Annotated in this window: 17 protein-coding genes; 14 read left to right on the top strand and 3 right to left on the bottom strand. The window is 61.8% G+C overall.

Features of this window, described 5'->3' with window-relative positions:
• Window positions 1-69: 69 nt before the first annotated feature.
• Window positions 70-993, bottom strand: a complete 924-nt coding sequence (locus tag V5E99_RS26080) for a TIGR03571 family LLM class oxidoreductase (RefSeq protein ID WP_499805154.1) — start codon at window positions 991-993, stop codon at window positions 70-72.
• Between the two features lie 273 nt (window positions 994-1266).
• Between V5E99_RS26080 and mrdA the strand changes: the two genes are divergently transcribed.
• The gene (mrdA, locus tag V5E99_RS26075; RefSeq protein ID WP_499805152.1) at window positions 1267-3159 is read left to right on the top strand and encodes a penicillin-binding protein 2; all 1893 of its coding nucleotides are present in this window, start codon (window positions 1267-1269) and stop codon (window positions 3157-3159) included.
• 12 nt (window positions 3160-3171) lie between these two features.
• Here the strand turns inward: mrdA and V5E99_RS26070 are convergent, their stop codons facing one another.
• A complete protein-coding gene (locus V5E99_RS26070; RefSeq protein ID WP_499805151.1) occupies window positions 3172-4131 on the bottom strand; it encodes a LysR family transcriptional regulator in 960 nt (319 codons plus the stop codon).
• Between the two features lie 156 nt (window positions 4132-4287).
• On the opposite strand from V5E99_RS26070, the gene V5E99_RS26065 reads away from it, so the two are divergent.
• From V5E99_RS26065 to V5E99_RS26040, 6 genes are all read left to right on the top strand, one after another.
• Entirely contained in the window at window positions 4288-5589 is a 1302-nt protein-coding gene (locus tag V5E99_RS26065; protein ID WP_499805149.1) for an MFS transporter, read from the top strand.
• On the top strand, window positions 5586-6341 hold the full coding sequence (locus V5E99_RS26060; RefSeq protein WP_499805148.1) for a class II aldolase/adducin family protein: 756 nt from the start codon (window positions 5586-5588) through the stop codon (window positions 6339-6341). The genes V5E99_RS26065 and V5E99_RS26060 overlap by 4 nt, the downstream gene beginning before the upstream one ends.
• Entirely contained in the window at window positions 6338-7267 is a 930-nt protein-coding gene (locus V5E99_RS26055; protein ID WP_499805147.1) for a 2-hydroxyacid dehydrogenase, read from the top strand. The genes V5E99_RS26060 and V5E99_RS26055 overlap by 4 nt, the downstream gene beginning before the upstream one ends.
• Window positions 7268-7371: 104 nt before the next feature.
• Complete coding sequence (locus tag V5E99_RS26050) at window positions 7372-8745, top strand: MFS transporter (protein WP_499805145.1); 1374 nt, start codon at window positions 7372-7374, stop codon at window positions 8743-8745.
• A gap of 18 nt (window positions 8746-8763) precedes the next feature.
• The gene (locus V5E99_RS26045; protein ID WP_499805143.1) at window positions 8764-9156 is read left to right on the top strand and encodes a RidA family protein; all 393 of its coding nucleotides are present in this window, start codon (window positions 8764-8766) and stop codon (window positions 9154-9156) included.
• Window positions 9149-9760: an RraA family protein gene (locus V5E99_RS26040; protein ID WP_499805142.1), complete on the top strand. Its 612-nt coding sequence runs from the start codon at window positions 9149-9151 to the stop codon at window positions 9758-9760. The genes V5E99_RS26045 and V5E99_RS26040 overlap by 8 nt, the downstream gene beginning before the upstream one ends.
• On the opposite strand, the gene V5E99_RS26035 is transcribed toward V5E99_RS26040, so the two are convergent.
• Window positions 9757-10689, bottom strand: coding sequence for a LysR family transcriptional regulator (locus V5E99_RS26035; RefSeq protein ID WP_499805141.1), 933 nt, complete (start codon window positions 10687-10689; stop codon window positions 9757-9759). The two genes, V5E99_RS26040 and V5E99_RS26035, sit on opposite strands and share 4 nt — an antisense overlap.
• A gap of 162 nt (window positions 10690-10851) precedes the next feature.
• Between V5E99_RS26035 and V5E99_RS26030 the strand changes: the two genes are divergently transcribed.
• The 7 genes from V5E99_RS26030 to qhpG all read left to right on the top strand — a co-directional run bounded on the left by V5E99_RS26030 (window position 10852) and on the right by qhpG (window position 20412).
• Window positions 10852-12162 carry an MFS transporter gene (locus V5E99_RS26030; RefSeq protein WP_499805139.1) on the top strand — a complete coding sequence of 437 codons (1311 nt, stop codon included), beginning with the start codon at window positions 10852-10854 and terminating at the stop codon, window positions 12160-12162.
• A gap of 23 nt (window positions 12163-12185) precedes the next feature.
• A complete protein-coding gene (locus V5E99_RS26025; RefSeq protein WP_499805138.1) occupies window positions 12186-13415 on the top strand; it encodes a Zn-dependent hydrolase in 1230 nt (409 codons plus the stop codon).
• Window positions 13416-13568: 153 nt separating this feature from the next.
• A complete protein-coding gene (locus V5E99_RS26020) occupies window positions 13569-14594 on the top strand; it encodes a histone deacetylase family protein (RefSeq protein WP_499805136.1) in 1026 nt (341 codons plus the stop codon).
• Window positions 14595-14836: 242 nt separating this feature from the next.
• On the top strand, window positions 14837-16741 hold the full coding sequence (locus V5E99_RS26015) for a sigma-54-dependent Fis family transcriptional regulator (protein ID WP_499805134.1): 1905 nt from the start codon (window positions 14837-14839) through the stop codon (window positions 16739-16741).
• Window positions 16741-18459, top strand: coding sequence for an ABC transporter ATP-binding protein (locus tag V5E99_RS26010; RefSeq protein ID WP_499805132.1), 1719 nt, complete (start codon window positions 16741-16743; stop codon window positions 18457-18459). Before V5E99_RS26015 ends, V5E99_RS26010 begins: the two co-directional genes overlap by 1 nt.
• Window positions 18449-19126 carry a subtilisin-like serine protease QhpE gene (gene qhpE / locus V5E99_RS26005; protein WP_499805130.1) on the top strand — a complete coding sequence of 226 codons (678 nt, stop codon included), beginning with the start codon at window positions 18449-18451 and terminating at the stop codon, window positions 19124-19126. Before V5E99_RS26010 ends, qhpE begins: the two co-directional genes overlap by 11 nt.
• Complete coding sequence (gene qhpG, locus V5E99_RS26000) at window positions 19123-20412, top strand: flavin-dependent monooxygenase QhpG (protein ID WP_499805129.1); 1290 nt, start codon at window positions 19123-19125, stop codon at window positions 20410-20412. Before qhpE ends, qhpG begins: the two co-directional genes overlap by 4 nt.
• Window positions 20413-20437: the final 25 nt, after the last annotated feature.

The following is a 20437-nucleotide window of genomic DNA, read 5'->3' as shown; positions in this document are numbered from 1 at the left end:
GCCCGCAGGAAAGTGGCATACGAAAAGGGACAGCACTATGGCTATCCCTGATTACAACCCATCGCGCTGTCAGTGAAACTTCGGCAGTACGAATTCAGCAATCTCCTCAATGACTTCCGCGACCGGTCGTTCACTACGGCGCATATGCAGGCCGACATGCTGCACGCCGGCATCGCGCAAAGCCTGAAGCTCATCGATCAACGCCAATCTCCCGCAACTGCCGCCGAAGCGCACACGCCGCATCGGCGCATTCGGGTTCGCTTCCAGATCCAGATGAACAAAGCTGATGTAAGGTTTATCGCTGCCGACTTCCCTCCAGAGTCCTACTCGACGGCGGTGCTCTTGCGGCGTGCCGGGGTAAGCGAGCCAGCCATCCATATGCTCGCCGATCCAGGCTGGCGATTGTTGACCCAGCCCCGCCACCAGCAACGGCACTGGCTGATCACGTTCCGGCAGCAACCGCGCGCCTTCAGGCAAGCGACCTTCGCCTTGGCTACGCAGCAGCTCAACCGTATCGCGAAAAATCGCTCCTCGTTGCGCGTAATCCACACCGAACAGCGGATATTCCATCGGACGGTCACCACTGGCCACGCCCAAAAGCAGGCGTCCATCACTGAGCTCGTCGACACTGTTCGCAGCCTTGAGTGTTAGCCAGGGCTGACGCAACGGCAGTACCACCGCAGCGGTGCCCAACATAATGTTGTCGGTGATCCCCGCCAGGTAGCCCAGGTAGGAAAATGTTTCGAATACCTGCGCAGCATCGCCAAAATTCGGGTCATACACCGGTACGTCACGCACCCAAAGCGCACGAAACCCAGACTTGTCAGCCAAACGAGCCATAGCTGCATGCTGCTTCAAATCAGGAACGCCAAAAGGCCTCTCCTCGGCCAGTCGCAGACGCTGACCAGTACTGGACCAGTCGTTATCCAGCGGTAATTCAAGGCCGATGGAAAATCCGTTCGACCCCAGTAATCGTTGAAAACGTGAGTGCATGAAATACTCCAGAGGGAATGACATGCACTCAGTATCTACAGGCCCATCCGCAAGAAAAATGCATGAATCGGAATATCAATCTTGAGTAAAACGCACGAGTCAGCCACTTGCTCCGACACGCCCGACCGTCGTTTTGGCCTTCAAGGACAACCGTTCGAGGAAATCGCACTAAAGTGACGGCCTGCTTTTTGGTATGGTGCAGCTCATTTTTAATGGACTGATTTCAAGCCTGAGGATAAGGCACCCCTTCATTGTCAAAGAGCTGCTACAGAAATGCCCGAACCGATACCGATCAAGGACCACGAAAACGAGACGCGCCTGGTCAACAAGAGACTGATGGCCTGCGGCTTGTTTGTGGTCGCCATCACCTGTGCGTTGGTTGTGCGCATGTATGTCCTGCAAGTGGTCGAATTCGACTATCACTCGACCATCTCCGAAAACAACCGCGTCCACGTTTTGCCGATCACCCCCACCCGAGGGCTGATCTATGACCGCAATGGCGTGGTTCTGGCCGACAACCGGCCCAGTTTCAACCTGACCATCACCCGCGAACGCGCCTCCGATGTAAAAGGGGAGTTGGACGAGGTCGTCAACCTCCTGCATTTGCCTGCCGAAGACCGCACGTTGTTTGACAAGGCCATGAAGCAGGCCCGGCATCCGTTTGTCCCTGTCACCTTGTTCTACGAACTCACCGAACAGCAAATCGCGGTACTGGCGGTCAACGAATTCCGCCTGCCAGGGCTCGATGTCGAGCCGCAATTCGTCCGTCATTACCCGCTCGGCGTGCATTTTGCCCACTCGATCGGTTACGTGGGGCGCATCAACGAGAAAGAATCCAAGGCACTGGACGGAGTGGAATACCGTGGCACCCAGTCCATCGGCAAGACCGGTATTGAAAAATTCTACGAGGCCGAATTGCACGGCCACGTCGGTTACGAAGAGGTCGAGACCAACGCTCAGGGCCGCGTGCTGCGCGTGCTCAAGCACACCGATCCGACGCCCGGCAAAAACATCGTTCTGAGCCTCGACGTTCACCTTCAGGAAGCCGCCGAAGATGCCTTGGGTGACCGCCGCGGTTCGGTGGTCGCGCTCGATCCATCGACCGGCGAAGTGCTGGCCATGGTCAGCAAGCCAAGCTTCGACCCGAACATGTTCGTGACCGGCATCAGCTTCAAGGAATACGCGGCCCTGCACGATTCCATCGACCGGCCGCTGTTCAACCGCGTCTTGCGCGGCCTGTATGCGCCAGGTTCGACCATCAAACCGGAAGTCGCCATTGCTGGCCTCGATGCCGGCGTGGTCACTCCGCAAACCCGCGTCTTCGACCCCGGTTACTACCAACTCCCGGACTTCGATCACAAGTACCGCAACTGGAACCACAGCGGCGACGGCTGGGTGGACATGGACGCGGCGATCATGCGTTCCAACGACACCTACTTCTACGACCTGGCACACAAACTGGGCATCGACCGTCTGCACGATTACATGGCGATGTTCGGGCTCGGCGAAAAAGTGTCGCTGGACATGTTCGAAGAGTCTCCCGGCCTGATGCCGTCCCAAGCCTGGAAACGCGCCACGCGCCGCCAGCCCTGGTTCCCTGGCGAAACGGTGATCCTCGGCATCGGCCAGGGCTACATGCAGGTCACGCCGCTACAACTGGCCCAGGCCACCGCGTTGATTGCCAACAAGGGTGTCTGGAACCGACCGCACTTGGCCAAGACCGTCGATGGTGTGGCGCCGGTGGACGAGAACCCGATGCCGAACATCCTGCTCAAGGACCCGCGTGACTGGGAGCAGGTCAACCACGGCATGCAAATGGTGATGCACGATGCGCGGGGCATTGCCCGGGCCGCCGCAGTGGGCGCCCAGTACCGCATCGCCGGCAAGAGTGGTACCGCGCAAGTGGTGGCGATCAAGCAGGGCGAGCGTTACAACCGGGCGAAAACCCTGGAGCGTAACCGCGACAACGCCTTGTTTGTCGGTTTCGCCCCGGCCGAGCACCCGAAGATTGTCATCTCGGTGATGATCGAAAACGGCGAGGCCGGTGGTCGTGTCGCCGGTCCGGTGGTGCGGCAGATCATGGACGCCTGGCTACTTGACCAGGACGGCCATCTCAAGCCGCAGTACGCCACGCCAGCCAAACCGCCGGGCGACCCGCACGTTTAAGCGCTCAGGGCTTCACAGCACAGGCTCGCGGATGCTGAGCATGTGCTGGAAGCTCTCCAGGAACACCGTTTCCGCCTGCGTCATCTTCTGCTCGCGGTTCCACAGCAGCTGAATATCGAAATCCACCACCCCCTCTTCCGGCGGCAAACGCCAGAGCAAACCCTGCTCGACATCCCGTCGCACCAAGTGCACCGGCAAACAGCCAATCCCAAACCCTGCGCAGATCAAGCGGTAAATCTCTTCGAAACTGGTGGAAGAGGCGACGATCTTGCCGGTAAAGCCTTGTTGGTCGCGAAACAGCGTCAACGGCGACAGATTGCCGCCCAATTGGTCGCTGGTAAAACTCACGAAGTTCTCCGCCGCGAGTTGCTCCAGGGTCAAGTTCTCCTGCCCGAACAGCCGATGACGCTGCCCGCAAAAATACGCATAACGCTCACGAAACAACACCCGCTGCTCAAGCCGAGGCTGCGGCAAACGGCACAGGCCAACGCCAATCGTCGCGGTTTTTTGCAGCAGCGAACTGATGATGTTCGAGCTGCCCATCACCTCGACTTCCAGTTCGATTTTCGGGTGGGTTTCATGGAAGTCGGCGAGGAACTCGTCGTAGTGCCGAGCCTGCACGCCGCTGACGGTCAGGATACGGATCTTGCCGACCACGTCGTCATGCCGGCTCTCCACCACCGTGCCCAAGCGCGAAATATCCCCGTAGATATCCGCCGCAATCCGCAGGACTTCTTCCCCGGTTTCGGTCAGATCAAACCGTCGTCCGCTGCGGGCAATCAGCACGCATTCCAATTGTTCTTCGAGGCGTTTCAGCGCCTGGCTCACCGCCGACTGGGTGATGTGCAAACGCGCGGCAGCGCGGCTCATGCTGCCTTCCTGACCGATCACCAGATAAGTGCGCAGCAGGTTCCAATCGAGCCGGTCATTGAGAAATCGACGACCGACCCACGGGTTCGAAGTGGAGGGCATAAGGCATCCATGTAGTAGCAGCGCTAATAGTAAAGATAAGAATTTGAAAATTGACTAATCCTGGCATGGAAGCGATAAAGCCCACAAGCGCCACAGAGCGCAACCGTCCACAGCCTTCAGTACCTGCCCAAAACTATAAATACACAGGGTCCTTGCATGCACACTACCCTCCAACCGCGACGAGCCGCGGCCGCTGCTTTTATTGGCACGACCATCGAGTTCTACGACTTCTACATCTACGCCACTGCGGCGGCGTTGGTGCTTGGGCAAGTGTTCTTCCCCAGCAGCGACCCGGTGATGAGCACCCTTGCGGCTTTCGGCAGTTTCGCCGTCGGCTTCATCGCCCGGCCGATGGCGGGCATGGTCTTCGGCCACTTGGGTGATCGCCTGGGCCGCAAGAAAATGTTGCTGGTGACCATGGCGCTGATGGGCCTGGCCACCGCCGGTATCGGTTTACTGCCGAGTTACGCCAGTGTCGGCATTTGGGCGCCGGTCGGGCTGATTGTGTTGCGACTCATCCAGGGCATTTCCGTCGGCGGCGAGTGGGGCGGGGCGGTGCTGATGGCCAGCGAACACGCACCGGCCAAGCGCAAAACCTTCTACGCCTCGTTCGCCCAACTCGGCAGCCCGGCCGGTTTGCTGTTGGCCTTGATCGCTTTTCGCTTAGTGACTTCGCTTGAGCCAGAGGACTTTCTTGCCTGGGGCTGGCGTCTGCCGTTCCTCGCCAGCGGCGTGCTGATGATGGTCGGTTTGATGATCCGTTCCGGCGTCCACGAATCACCGGAATTCGCCAAGGCCAGGGACAACAACGAGACTGCCCGATACCCGGTCAAGGACGTGATCCGCACGTGCTGGCGGGAGATCCTGTTCGCTGCCGCCTCCGTGACCATCGGTTCAGCCGGGTTCTTCTTCACCAACACCTTCATGATCACTTACGTCACCCAATACCAGGGCATCCCGCGCTCGACAATCCTCGACTGCCTGTTCCTGGTCACCATCATTCAGTTGCTCTCGCAGCCCATCTCCGCACTGCTGGCCGAACGCATTGGAGAGGGACGGTTCCTAAAACTCGTCGCGCTGCTGTGCATGGTCACGCCGTACCCGATGTTCCTGTTGGTCGGCACGCAAAACATTGTGTTGATGACGGTCGGTATTGCCCTGGCGGTGGTGATCCTCTCGGCGCTGTATGCGGTGATCGCCGGTTACATGACCCAAGCGTTCCCGGTGCACTTGCGCTACTCGGGCATTTCCATCGCTTACCAATTGAGCTGCGCATTGGCCGGCGGCACCACGCCGCTGATCGGCACGTTGCTGGCGAGCAAGTTTTCCGGGCAATGGTGGCCGCTGGCGGTGTTCTTCACCTTGCTCTCGGCCCTGTCCTTGATCGGTGTTTGTGGCCTGGCCCGCCTGCGCGCCAACCCGGTCGTCACCCACGCTGCTAAAGAGGTGTATTCGTGAGTAAACCTGCACACATTGACTCGGTTGAATGGCAAGCCCGCTGCGAACTGGCGGCGCTGTATCGGCTGGTCGCGCACTTTCGCATGACCGATTTGATCGACACCCACATCACCCTACGGATTCCGGGGCCCGAGCATCATTTCCTGATCAATCGCTACGGGGTGATTTTCGACCGCATGCGCGCCTCGGACCTGGTGCGCATCGATCAGGACGGGCGCAACGTCGATCCCGAATACGCAGGCCACCGCGTCAACGCCGCAGGCTTCGTCATTCATTCGGCGATCCACATGGCCCGCCCGGACCTGAATTGCGTGATCCACACCCACACCGCAGCGGGCATGGCGGTCGCGGCGCAGAAACACGGCTTGCTGCCGATCAGTCAGCACGCGCTGAAGTTCTACGGCAAGTTGGCCTATCACACGTATGAAGGCATCGCGTTGTCGCTGGATGAGCGCGAGCGTTTGATCGCTGACCTGGGGCCGCACCGGGCGATGATCCTGCGCAATCACGGCTTGCTGGTCGGCGGTTCCGGGGTGGCCCAGGCGTTCCAGGAAATCCACTTTCTGGAGCGTGCCTGTCAGGCGCAAGTCGCGGCGCTGGCCGGTGGTTCGGCGCTGCATTACCCATCCCCGGAAGTCTGTGCGCACACCGCCGAACAGTTTGACCGTGATGAACAGGACAACATCATCGACCTGGCTTGGGAGGCCGCTTTAACCCTGATCGAATCCCAGCGCGAGTCCTACCTTTCATGAACACCGTTGTTTTATTGTCCCGCGACACCCTGTTGCTCAAACAACTGCAAGCCGCGTTTGCCCGCAGCGCGCCGCAACTCACCACCGTGCTGGTCGATGATCCGCTGGCCAAAAATGCGCAAATTGCCGCGTGCTGGTTTCCATTGCCGGACAGCCTCGGGGCATTGCCGAACCTGCAAGTGATCCACTCGGTGGCCGCCGGTATCGATCACCTGGAACACGACCCGTCGTGCCCGGATTTGCCGGTGTGTCGAGTGGTTGATCCCGGCCATCGTCAAGGCATGACCGAGTACGTGCGTTGGGCGGTGATTCACTATCACCGTGGCTTCGACCAGGTGCTGGAGCAACAGCGGCAACAGCATTGGGAACGACCGCTGCAGCGGGCGGCGGGGCAGTTCAAGGTCGGGGTGATGGGACTCGGTTCTTTGGGCAGTGCGATCGCCGAGGACCTGGCCGCCGCCGGTTATGACGTGCGGGGCTGGGCGCGCCGCAGCAAGGCGCTGAACGGCGTGCAGACCTTCGCCGGTACCAAACAACTGAACCCGTTTCTCGATGGCGTGGAGTTGTTGATCAATCTGTTGCCGTTGACCCATGAAACCCGCGGCATCCTCGGCCAGAGCACGTTCGAACAATTGGCCAATGGCGCCGCGCTGGTCAATTGCGGCCGGGGCGGTCATTTGAACATCGATGATCTGGAACACGCGTTAAAAGCCGGAAAACTGCGCGGCGCTTTATTGGATGTTTTCGAACAGGAACCGCTGCCGGCCGGGCATCGCCTCTGGACATTGCCCGGCGTCACGATCACGCCACACATGGCCTCGGCCGCGTCCCACGACTGTATTGCCGAACAAGTCGCGGAGAACTTTCGCCGATTAAATGCCGACGAACCGCTACTCAATTGTGCGGACAGAACACTGGGTTACTAATAACAAACTCGCCCATTAAGTTGGGCGAGACCTAACAACAAGCCCTCGCCTCGAAACGTTTTACTGCCAGTAAAAAACAATTAAATAAATTCCTGGAGTCAGTGATGAGCGATCTATCGTCCGCAGAAAAGTCCGGCCCACCGCCGGAAGTGGCCATCAGCATGAAAAAAATCGCCGTGGCCAGTGTCATCGGCACCACCGTGGAATGGTACGACCTGTTTGTTTTCGCCACGGCGTCGGCGCTGGTGTTCAACAAAGTGTTCTTCCCGGATTTCGTGCCGTTGATCGGCACGTTGCTGGCGTTCGGCACCTTCGCCTCGGCGTACCTGGCCCGCATCGTCGGCGCCGCGTTGTTCGGGCACTTTGGTGACAAGCTGGGCCGCAAATCGATGTTGTTGATTTCGCTGCTGACCATGGGCGCCGCGACCTTCGCCATTGGCCTGCTGCCCAACTACGCCGCCATCGGCATCTGGGCGCCGATCCTGTTGCTATTGCTGCGAGTGATTCAAGGCTTGGCGCTGGGTGGCGAGTGGGGCGGGGCGGTGTTGATGGCGGTAGAGCACGCGCCGGCCAACAAGCGCGGCTTGTACGGTTCATGGGTGCAGATCGGCGTTCCGGCCGGGACCATGATCGCCAACCTGGCCTTTCTGTTGATCGCCGCGTGGCTGTCGCCGGAAGACCTGTTGGCCTGGGGCTGGCGCATCCCGTTTCTGGCCAGCGTGCTGCTGATCGCCGTCGGTTTGTACATTCGCTTGAACATCGCCGAAACCCCGGCCTTCAACAAGGTCAAGGAAGCCGAGGTGCAGGTGAAAATGCCGCTGGCCGAAGTGTTCCGCAAGTATTGGAAACAAGTGGTGCTGGGCGGGATCGCGACGATGTCCACCGGTGCGTCATTCAATATCATCGTCGCGTTTGGCCTGACTTACGGCACGCAGAATCTCGGTTTCAGTCGCAGCACGATGCTCGGCGTGGTGTTGCTGTCCTGCGCCTGGTGCATCCTCATGTTGCCGTTGTTCGGCGCATTGTCGGACCGCTACGGACGCAAGCCGATCATCGTTGCCGGCATCGTCGCCGAAGCGTTGGTGGCATTCCCGATGTTCTGGTTGATGGACACCCAGGAGTTGTCGCTGGTGATCTTCGGCTACCTGTTGTTGATGACCGCGTTCGCCGCCAACTACGGGCCGATTGCAACGTTCCTCGCCGAGCTGTTCGGCACGCGGGTGCGTTATTCGGGGTTGTCGATCAGCTACATGTTATCCGGGTTGCTGGGGAGCGCGGCAACGCCGATTGTCACCACGGCATTGCTGGCGGCGACCGGCAAAGGTTCTTCGGTGGCCTGGTACATGATCGGTGCCGCGCTGATTTCGTTGGTGGCGTTGTTGCTGCTCACCGAAACCTTCAAGCGCGACATCAGCGAAGTCCCGGTAGAGGCGCCCGCCGATACCCCGAACAAACCCTTCAAATCGGCTGCGGCCTGACCCTGGGAGTTAACCGACATGCGCAGAATTCAATCCGCCCCGGGCTTTATCGGCCCGGTCGGGCCTTACTCACAAGCGGTGGTCAGCGGGCATCTGGTGTTCACCGCCGGGCAGATTCCGGCCCAAAACACCCTTGATGAGCAACCCGCCGAGTTCACCGAGCAAGTGCGGCAAACCTTGCGCAACCTGGAGGCGATCCTGATTGAGGCCGGGTCGGATTTCAGCCATGTGATCAAGGTCAACGCCTACCTCACCGACCCGGCGCAACTTGAGCCGTTCAACGCGGTGTATCGCGAATGCCTCGGCCATGCGCCGCCGGCCCGCACCACCGTGTGCGTGGCGTTGTGGGGCGTGGCGCTGGAGATCGATTGTGTTGCCGAGTTGATCGCGAAGGAGCCGCACAATGGATGAGTCGAAACTGATCGAACAGCTCAACGCCGTGAGCTTCCCAACCCTCGGGCATTTTCTGGAAGAGGGCTTCGCCGATTCGCAACTGCGGGCCATGGTGCCGAATGTGAAAGTGGTGGGTCGGGCGCTGACCCTGAAACTGGTGGGCGCCGACGCCATCGCGGTCAACCAGGCCCTGGCGCTGATCAAACCCGGCGATGTGCTGGTGATCGACACCGGGGGCGACTGGCAGCACGCCCCGGTCGGCGCCGTCACCAGTTGCGCGGCCCGTTGCGCCGGGGCGGTGGGGATCGTGGTGGACGGCGCGGTGACTGATCTGCTGGAGCTGCGCGAGGCCGGGCTGCCGGTGTTCGCGCGCTGCACCAGTTTGCTGACCACCAAGTTGCATGGGCGCGGCGACAGCCAGCTCAATCAGCCGATCCACTGCGCAGGCGTGATGGTCAATCCCGGTGATCTGGTGCTGGCGGACGACAACGGCGTGCTGTTTCTCGATTGGCCAACGGCGGCGGCTGTCATCAATCAAGCCTTGGCTTCCGACCGTGCCGAACCACGCCTGCTTGAGCGCTTGCGTTCCGGCGAGCCGGTTGCGCAGGTATTACGCGTTTAAACCGCGAGGGACGCCTGCAAGCTCTCGATAAACAACGTCTCGGCACGGCTCATGCGTTGCTCGCGGTTCCACAGCAAATGAATGTCCACATCGGCAATCCCTTCGTGGGGCGGCAGGCGCCAGAGCAATCCGGCGTCGACATCCGCCGCCACCACGTGCTCGGGCAAACAGCCGATGCCGAACCCGGCGATCACCAGGCGCCGGACTTCTTCCAGGCTCGGTGACGACGCCACGATGCGTCCGCTGAAGCCCTGTTGGTCACGGAAAATCGTCAGCGGCGAGAGCATGCCGCCGATTTGGTCGCTGGTGAAACTGACGAAATTCTCCCGCTGCAAATCCCCTTCGGCGACGTTCTGCTGGCCGAACAGCCCATGGTGCTTGCCGCAGAAAAACGCATAGCGCTGACGCAGGAACAATCGTTGTTCCAGGCGCGGTTGCGGGCGCCGGTTGAGGCTTAGGCCCAGGGTCGCGGTCTTCTCCTGCAAGGCACTGACGATGTCGGAACTGCGCATCACGTCCACTTCCAGATCCACGCGCGGATGTTGACGGTGGAAATCGGCGAGGAAGTCATCGAAGCGTTCGGAGTAGATCCGGCTGATGATCAACAGGCGAACCTTGCCGATCACTTCATCGGCCGGTTGCTCCAGCACGCTGCTGACCTGGGACATCTGCCCGTAGATTTCCCCGGCCAATTCGAAGATCTGCTCGCCGACTTCGGTCAGGGCAAAGCGCGGCCCGCGGCGGGCGATCAATTGGCGGCCCAGTTGTTCTTCCAGCCGTTTCAGCGCCTGGCTCACCGCCGGTTGCGTCAGGTGCAAACGGGCGGCGGCGCGACTGATGCTCAGCTCCTGGCCGATCACCCGGAAGGTGCGCAACAGGTTCCAGTCCAGTCGGTCATTGAGCAGGCGTTGCACGTCGCGTTCGGCCATGGGGTTCTCGATTATAAGCTGACGTAATAGTCCGCATAATAAATAGAAAATTGACTAATCATAGCCCCGGGACGATAAATCACCCCCAGACGGGCGCCATCAGAGCGCCGCTGATTAGCTGTTTCACTCCTGCCAAAAAAATAACCAAGGGAGCCCAGACCCATGAAGCCTCATGCTTCGTCACAGCCACGCCGTGCGGCCGCCGCAGCCTTCATTGGCACCATGATCGAGTGGTACGACTTTTACATCTACGCCACCGCCGCCGCGCTGGTATTCGGCGCGCTGTTCTTCCCCTCCGACGACAAACTCTTCAGCACCATGGCCGCGTTCGGCACCTTCGCCGTGGGCTTCTTTGCGCGACCGTTGGGCGGGATTATCTTCGGCCATATCGGCGACCGCATCGGGCGCAAGAAGTCGCTGATCATCACGTTGCTGATGATGGGTGTGGTCACGGTGTGCATCGGTTTGCTGCCGACCTACGCGCAAATCGGCGTCGCTGCGCCGGTGCTGTTGATCCTGCTGCGCATCGTCCAGGGCATCGCCGTGGGGGGTGAGTGGGGCGGAGCGGTGTTGATGGCTGGTGAGCATGCGCCTAAGGGGCGACGCAACTTCTTCGCCTCGTTTGCACAACTGGGCAGCCCGGCGGGTTTGATTCTGTCGTTGCTGGCGTTCAGTGCGGTTACTCGCTTGCCGGAAGCCGACTTGATGAGCTGGGGCTGGCGTCTGCCGTTCCTCGCCAGTTCGCTGTTGCTGATCGTGGGCCTGGCAATTCGCCTCGGTGTGAACGAATCCCCTGAGTTCCTCGCCAGCCGCGAACTGGCCAGTAAAAGCACACGCAAGGAACAGGCCCCGGTGATGGAAGTGTTGCGCACCGCGTGGCGTCCGCTGCTGCTGTGTATTGGCGCGAACACCCTCGGGATCGCCGGGGTGTATTTCACCAACACCTTCATGATCGCCTACACCACCCAGCAACTGGAGTTGCCGCGCTCGCTGATCCTCGAATGTTTGTTTGTGGTGGCGATCATTCAGTTCTGCATTCAGCCTCTGGCGGCGTGGGTCGCGGAGAAGATCGGCGCCATCCGTTTCCTGTGCCTGATGTCGGTGCTGGCGATGGCCTCGCCGTACCCGATGTTCGTGCTGGTCAGCTCGGCCCAGGCGCCGCTGATCATCCTCGGCATCGCCCTGGCGGTGGTGTGCATGGCCTCGTTCTACGCGGTGATTGCCGGGTACGTCAGCGGCATGTTCGAAACCCGGGTGCGCTACACCGCGATCTCCCTGGCCTATCAGATTTGCGGCGCGGTAGCCGGTGGTCTGACGCCGCTGGTCGGCACTTTGCTGGCGCACAAGTTCGCCGGCCAATGGTGGCCGCTGGCGGTGTTCTACAGCCTGATCGCCGCCACTTCACTGATCTGCGTATTGTCCCTTGCCCGTCGCCATGCCAGCGCTGAACGCCTCGAATTGGCCAACGCTTAATCCAGAATTTGCAGGAGTAACTCATGTTGAAAATTAACGGTGAACGCCTGCGGGCAAGCCTGATGGCCATGGCCGAAATCGGCGCCACGGCCCGGGGCGGTAGCTGCCGGTTGGCCCTGAGCGATGAAGACAAGGCCGGTCGCGAATTGTTTGCCCACTGGTGCCGTGAGGCCGGTATGACCCTGAGCGTGGACGCCATCGGCAACCTGTTCGCCCGTCGCGAAGGCACCGATCCGGACGCGGCGCCAGTGATGATGGGCAGCCACCTCGACACCCAACCGGAAGGTGGCCGCTTCGATGGCGTCTACGGTGTGCTGGCCGGTCTGGAAGTGGTGCGGCGCCTCAACGATCTCGGCATCCAGACTCGTAAACCGCTGGAAGTCGCGGTGTGGACCAACGAAGAAGGCGCGCGCTTCACCCCGGCCATGTTCGGCTCGGCGGTGTTCACCGGGGTCATGCCGCTCGACGCGGCGCTGGCGGTGCGTGACATCGACGGCATCAGCGTCGCCGAGGCGTTGCAGCGCACCGGGTATGCCGGGCAGCGTCCGTTGGGCGGCGCGGTGGATGCTTATTTTGAGGCGCACATAGAGCAAGGGCCGATCCTTGAAGACAACGCCAAGAGCATCGGCGTGGTCACGGGCGGCCAGGCGATTCGCTGGCTCGACGTGCGGGTCGAAGGCATGGCCGCCCACGCCGGAACCACGCCGATGCCGCTGCGTAAAGATGCCCTCTACGGCGTGGCGCGGATGATCCAGGCCATCGAAGGGTTGGCCACGGATTTCGCCCCGCAAGGCCTGACCACCGTCGGCGAATTGAGCATCAACAAGTCGTCGCGCAATACCATTCCGGGCCTGGTCAATTTCACGGTCGACCTGCGTCACCATCGCGACGAAGCGATTGCGGCGATGGAGCTGCAAGTCCGCGCGCGACTTCAGGCGATTGCCGATGGCCGTGGCTTGAACCTGACCATCACCCCGCACTGGATCAGCCCGGCCACGCCGTTCGACGCCGAGTGCGTGGCGGCGGTGCAGCACGCGGTGGATGCCCTGGGCTACGCTCAGCAATCGATTGTCAGCGGCGCCGGGCATGACGCGATTCACCTGGCGCGGTACTGCCCGACAGCGATGGTGTTTATCCCGTGCGTGGGAGGCTTGAGCCATAACGAAGCCGAAGACGTGCTGCCGGAAGACGTGCGCCAGGGCACCGACGTGTTGCTCAACGCCGTGTTGGCCCGCGCCCAAAGAACTGAATAAACCTAATCCCTGTAGGAGCGAGGCTTGCCCGCGATGGCGGTGTGTCAGTCAACATCGATGTTGAATGTGCTGACGCCATCGCGGGCAAGCCTTGCTCCTACAGGGCGCGCGCTACGTTTTGAGATTTACGTTTAGCTGACAGGAATTGATCCCATGCGCAGTTTTTTCCACCCCGAACAATTGCTCCACCATCCACGCAGTTACTACTCTCGCGGGCAAATGCGTACGCCGCAGGAAGTGCCCGAACGCGCGCAGCGCCTGGTGCAGGCGTCGTATTCTTTGGGCTTCAACGTCGAGCAACCGACCGACGCAGGACTGGCGCCATTACTGGCCGTTCACGGCGCGCCCTACCTGACCTTCTTGCAAGAAGCCCATCAGCGCTGGAAGGACATCCCCGAGGACTGGGGCGATGAAGTCATGTCCAACATCTTCGTCCGCGAGCCCAACGCCTTGCGCGGGATTCTCGCCCAAGCTGCCCGATACCTGGCCGATGGCAGTTGCCCGGTGGGCGAGCAGACCTGGCGCTCGGCATATTGGTCGGCGCAAAGCGCGATTGCCGGTGCCCAGGCGTTGCTCGATGGCGAACCGGCGGCGTATGCCCTGTGCCGACCGCCAGGACACCACGCTCGGGCCGAAGCGGCCGGTGGTTTTTGTTATGTGAACAACTCGGCTGTCGCGGCTCAGGTCTTACGCGGCGGATTTGAGCGCGTCGCGGTGCTGGACACTGATATGCATCACGGCCAGGGGATTCAAGAGATTTTCTACGATCGCGACGACGTGCTGTACGTCTCGGTGCATGGTGATCCGACCAACTTCTATCCGGGGGTGGCCGGGTTTGCCGATGAGCGCGGTGTCGGCGCGGGCGAGGGCTTCAACCTGAATCTGCCGATGGCCCATGGCGCCAGCGAGGCGGATTTCCTCGGGCACCTGGAGGAGGCGCTGACGGCGGTGAAAGACTTCGGCGCCGAGGTGCTGGTGCTGTCCTTGGGCTTCGATATTTTCGAGCTGGACCCGCAGAGCAAAGTGGCAGTGACCCGGGATGGCTTTGCGCGGCTGGGCGAGCGGATTCGCAGCCTGGGATTGCCGTGCCTGATCGTGCAGGAGGGCGGGTATCACCTGGAAAGCCTTGAGGATAATGCCCGGGCGTTTTTTGTTGGGCCTGAGGTTTGGCAGCTCTGAGTTTTGGGGTGTCAGGCAGATCGCCTTCGCGGGCAAGCCTCGCCCCCACAGGTTGAGCGCATTCCCATGGGGGTACTCGGTCACCTGTGGGAGCGAGGCTTGCCCGCGAAGAACGATAACGCGGTCTAACAGATACAACACAAGCGCCCTACGGCTCTTGCCATCAGCCTGACGTTAACGTAAAGATTGACGCCACGGCGCTGATTTCATAAAGCGCAAAGCGGACCGCTGCGGAGCGCTTGATGACGTTAATAAAAACACCACATCCCAAACCGCATCAGGAAGCCCGGCTGGCCCGGGAAAAACTCCATCTGGAGGGCGAAGTCCCGGATGGCGTCTTGCGTGCGGAAATCGATGCGTCGTGGCGGCGCAGCCTCAGCCATGGCGTGCATTTCAACGGCAAGCACGAACTGGCGCTGGAATCGAGCGCCAGCCTTGATGTGCTGTTGGCAAGCAATCGCCTGCTGATCGACGCCGCGATGCCGGCCATCGATTACCTGGCCGAGCGCCAGGGCAAGGAAGGGTTGATCATTCTCGCCAACTCCGACGCGACCATCCTCGCCGTCGAGGGCCGCGCCGATCGCCTCAAGGGTTCCGGCCTGCAAGACATCACCCTCGGCGCCTGCTGGAGCGAAGCGGCGCGCGGCACCAACGCCCTCGGCACCGCACTGGTCGAAGCCCGGCCGACGCTGATCGATTGCGGCGAACATTACCTGGATCGCCTGAGCGATTTTTCCTGCACCTCGGTGCCGATCCATTGCCCGCAGGGCGACATCCTCGGCGTCCTCGACCTGACCCGCGAAGGCCCGCTCGGTCGGGTCCACGACAGCACCGCGTTGCTGGCCATGGCCGTCAGTCAGATCGAAAGCCGAGTGTTCAACGCCAGTTACCCGGACCAGATCGTCCTCGCCTTCCACAGCCGTCGACAGTACCTTGAATCGCCGTGGCAGGGCCTGCTGGCGGTCAGCCTTGGCGGGCAGATCCTCGCGGTCAGCGCCCAGGCCTGCCAGCTACTGCGCGCCGAACGTTCGGCATTGGTCGGGCATCGCTGCGAAGAGTTTCTTGGCGTCGATGGCCTGCAACTGTTGGCCCGTCTGCAACAGGGTGGCATCGGCAGTCTGCAAACCGCCAAGGGCGAATTTTTCTACAAAACCCTGCGCGCGCCCCAGCGTTCGATCAACGTCGGCACCACGCCACGCCCGACCGCCAGACCGGCCAAACCACAACCGGACCTCGAATCCCTGGCCGGCAGCAACGTCCGTTATGCCCGTGCCTTGCGCATGGCTCGCCAGGGTTTGGCCAACGAGTTGCCGGTGCTGCTGCTCGGCGAAACCGGCACCGGTAAAGAAGTCATCGCCCGAGCCCTGCACATGGCCGGCAGCCGTTGCGACAAACCCTTCGTCGCGGTCAACTGCGCGGCGATTCCCGAAGGCCTGATCGAGTCGGAACTGTTCGGTTACCGCGAAGGCGCGTTCACCGGCTCCCGGCGTGGCGGCATGGTTGGGCGTCTGCAACAGGCCCACGGCGGCACGTTGTTCCTCGATGAAATCGGCGACATGCCGCTGGCGTTGCAGGCCCGTTTGTTGCGGGTGTTGCAGGACCGCAAAGTCGCACCGCTGGGCGCCGGCGAAGAACAGGACATCGACGTCGCCCTGATCTGCGCCACCCACCGCGACCTCAAGCGCCTGGTGGAAGACAAACACTTTCGCGAAGACTTGTTCTACCGGGTCAACGGCATCAGCGTGATGCTCCCGGCCCTGCGTGAACGCGAAGATTTCAGCGCTCTGGTCGGGCGCCTACTGGCTAAACTCGATGCGCCGACGGTCACGTTGCACGACGACCTGAACAAATTGCTCGGCGGCTATCACTGGCCGGGCAACATCCGTCAGTTGGAAATGGTCTTGCGCACGGCGCTGGCGATGCGCGAGGCGGGGGACACCGTGCTGACCCTCGATCACTTGCCCGACAGCATGCTCGACGACCTGACCGCCACCGAGCGCCCCCAGGCCGGGAGCATTCGCGAAAACGAGCTGGAGCTGATTCGCCAATCCCTGGATGCGCATCAGGGCAACGTCTCCGCTGCCGCCGATGCGCTGGGCATCAGCCGCGCGACCCTGTACCGCAAACTCAAACAGTTGCGCCTGTGATGCAGCGCCTGATCGTGCGGCTGATCGACAGTCAGAATCCTGCTGCGCTGCAAGCATCGTTGCGCTGGCTCTACAGCTTCGTGCGCCCCCATCGACTGGCGATTGCCGGGTTGCTCGGGTTGTCGGTTTGCGCCTCGTTGCTGGTGCTGGTGCAGCCGTGGCTGACCAAATTGCTGATCGACGACGGCTTGCTGGGGCGCAATTTTCCGGTGCTGGTGCTGATTGCCGGGTTGATGATCGTCGCCGGTCTGCTCGGCACCGCGTTGTCGGGGGTCAACCGTTACCTGCACACGCGGTTGTCGGGGCGGATTCTGTTTGCCCTGCGCGATGACCTGTATCGGCATTTGCAAACCTTGTCGCCAAGCTTCTACGGCCAACGGCGCATCGGCGATTTGATGTCACGCCTGGATGGTGATGTCGCGGAGATCCAGCGCTTTGCCGTGGACTCGCTGTTCTCGGCAGTGTCGAGCGTGATCGGGCTGGTTTTCTCCATTGCGATGCTGCTGACCCTGTCCTGGAAACTCTCGCTGCTGGCGCTGGTGCTGATTCCCCTCGACGTACTGTGGCTGCGCTGGATGCGGCGCAAGGTCGAGCGCGATGTGCGCCAGTTGCGCGAGCGCTCGGCGGACATGTCGTCGTTTATGGTCGAGACGCTGCCGGTGATGAAATTCATCCAGTCCGCCGGCCAGCAACAGCGCGAAGCACGACGGTTGCAGAGCTTGGGCCAAGGCTACATGAGCCAGTTGCTGCGCCTGCAAGTCACCGAGTTTTTCACCCAGGCTGTGCCAGGGACGCTGACCTCGTTGTCCCGGGCCTGCGCGTTTTTGATCGGCGGCTATTGGGTGGTGCAAGGCACCTGGCAACTCGGTGCGTTGATCGCGTTTTCGACCTATCTGGGGATGGCGGTGGGGCCGGTGCAAAGTCTGCTCGGGCTCTACGTTGCGATCCAGCGCATGACCGTCAGCCTCGGGCGCGTCATGGAGTTACGCGGCGAGGAGCCGACCGTGCTCACCCCGAACGCGCCGCTGCCGATGCCGACCTCCGGCGAACTGCGTTTTGACGCTGTGCATTTCAGCCATCCGGGGCGCAGCAGCACCTTGCGCGGGATCGACGCGCGGATTCCCTACGGCTTGAAAGTCGCCCTGAGTGGCGGCTCCGGCGTCGGCAAATCAACCCTGATCGACTTGCTGCAACGCCACCACGACCCGCAGTCCGGCCGGGTATTGCTCGGCGAGGTGGATCTGCGGGAATTGGACCTGTTTGAGCTGCGGCGACGGATCGCGATTGTCAGTCAGGACATCGTGCTGTTTCGAGGCAGCCTCGCCGACAACCTGGCGTATGCGGTGCCGGACGCCAGTCGCGAGGCGATTGCCGAAGTGGCGCGGCTGGCGCAGCTCGACAGCCTGATCGCGTCCCTGCCCGAAGGCCTCGACAGCCCGTTGGGCGAACGCGGCCAGCAGCTCTCCGGCGGGCAGAAACAACGGATCGCCATTGCCCGCGCCTTGTTGCAAGACCCTTTGATTCTGGTGCTCGACGAAGCCACCTCGGCGGTGGACGAAGCCACCGAACGCGAAGTCATCGAAGCGATCGACCGCTTGTTTGCCGGACGCACACGCATCCTGATCAGCCATCGTCCTTCGACTCTGGCCGACGCCGATCTGCGTTTTGAATTGCTCGACGGCGTACTCATCTCGAAAACGGTGCTGCATGAAGCCTGAACTGCGAATTGGCGTGGTGGACAGCGGTCATTCGGCGGCGCAGCGGGTGCAGGTTGTAGCCGGACGGCGATTTTCGTTGTTGGAGGATGGGCTGGCGGAAAGTGATTTGCGCGACGATCCGCTGGGCCATGGCAGCGCGGTGATCGAGGCCATTGGCCGACGCGCACCAGCGGCGGTGTTTTGCGTGGCCCAGGTGTTTGATCAACGTGGCGTTACCAGCGCCTTGCAGATCGCCACGGCGATTGACTGGCTGGTGGCGCAGGACGTGCGCTTGATCAACCTGAGTCTGGGCTTGCGTCAGGATCGAAGTTTGTTACGCGAGGCCTGTGCGGCAGCGGTGGCGCGGGGCGTTTTGCTGTGTGCGTCGAGTCCGGCCCAGGGCGAGGGCGTGTTTCCGGCGAACTATCCACAGGTGCTGCGGGTGACGGGCGATGCCCGTTGTGCCGAGGATGAATGGTCCTGGCTCAACAGCGCCCAGGCGGATTTCGCCGCGTGTGTTCACGGCACCTATCCGGGACAGTCCGGCGCGAGTCTGGGGTGTGCGGCGTTGAGCGGGCACATTGCCGGTTTTCTCGTCGCGCATCCCGAGGCCAGCAATCAACAGGTCATCGAGTGGCTGCGGGAAAATGCCCGCTACCGTGGCCCTGAACGGCGCCTCGGGCCATGATTTTGATTCTTGGCGCAGGGCCTGCGGGCGCGGCGGTGGCCTTGGGTTTGCGCCGGCTCGGTTACCCGGTGACGCTGGTCAGCGAATGGCGCCGCTTTGCCGCCCTCGAAGGCGTATCGGTGCGGGTGCTGGAAGCGTTGCGCGGTGCGGGGCTGAACCAGGCGTTGGCGGACGCGGCATTGCCTTCACAGCGGCAGGTGTCGTGGAACGGCCAGCAGCATGCGCAGAACATTGAATATCTATTGGATCGCCCAAGTTTTGATCGCGGGTTGCGCGAGGATTTGCGCGAGGCCGGAGTCGAGTTGATCGAAGGACGAGTGCTGACGGTGCAGTCCACGCCTGCCGGGCATCGAATCGAGATTGAAGGGCACGAAACCGTGCTCGCGGATTTTCTGGTCGAGGCTCGCGGGCGTTCGGCGCCGGCGCTCGGCAAAGGCCTGCGCGGGCCGGAGACCGTCAGCTTGCTCAATCGCTGGCAAGGCACGCCGGGCGACACCGCCAGTGCTGTGGAAAGCCTTGAGGACGGCTGGGCGTGGATGGCGCGGCGGGCCGACGGTCAGTGTTACTGGCAATGGACGGTGGACGTGGCCAGCGCTGTGTTGCCGGGCAAAGCACAGTTGCTCGATTACTGCCGTCAGCGACGCCAGGCGTCGGCAGTGGCCCGGGCATTCTTCGGTGATGAACCGCAAACCGATCTTCATCTCCATGCCCGCAGCAGCACGGCGATTTTGTGCCCGCAGGTGTGTGGCGATAACTGGATTCGGGTGGGCGACGCGGCGATGGCGGTGGACCCGTTGTCGGGCAACGGGATTTTCCAGTCCCTGTCCTCGGCGTTGCAGGCGCCAGCGGTGATCAACACCTTGTTGCGCAAACCGGAGCGAGCGGCGTTGGCCCAGGGTTTTCATCAGCAACGGGTGGAGCAGTTGTTCTTGCGCTTTGCCCGGATTGGCCGGGATTTTTATGCCGATGAGCAGCGTTGGCAGGCGCAACCGTTCTGGCAGGCGCGACGGCAATGGCCGGATGCCGAAGTGGCCCATGCCGAGGCGGATTTTTCGGCGCTGCGAATTGAACGGGCGCCGGTGTTGCGGGATGGGTTTGTGGATGAGGCCGAGGTGGTGATCACGGTGGATCAGCCATTGGGGATCTGGCACGTGCAGGGGGTTGAGCTGGCGCCGTTGCTGCGGCGGTTGCGGATTGAACCGGCGGAGCAGGCGTTGGCGGGGTTGACGGTGGAGCAGGGGCGGGTGGTGCGCGGTTGGTTGTTGGCTCAGGGATTCAAGCCGTGACCAGGCGGGCCTCATCGCGAGCAGG

Origin of the sequence: Janthinobacterium sp. LPB2021202312-11-4 (genome assembly GCF_037049705.1) — a bacterium.
Classification (GTDB): domain Bacteria; phylum Pseudomonadota; class Gammaproteobacteria; order Pseudomonadales; family Pseudomonadaceae; genus Aquipseudomonas.
This window is presented reverse-complemented; position numbering and strand designations above follow the sequence as displayed.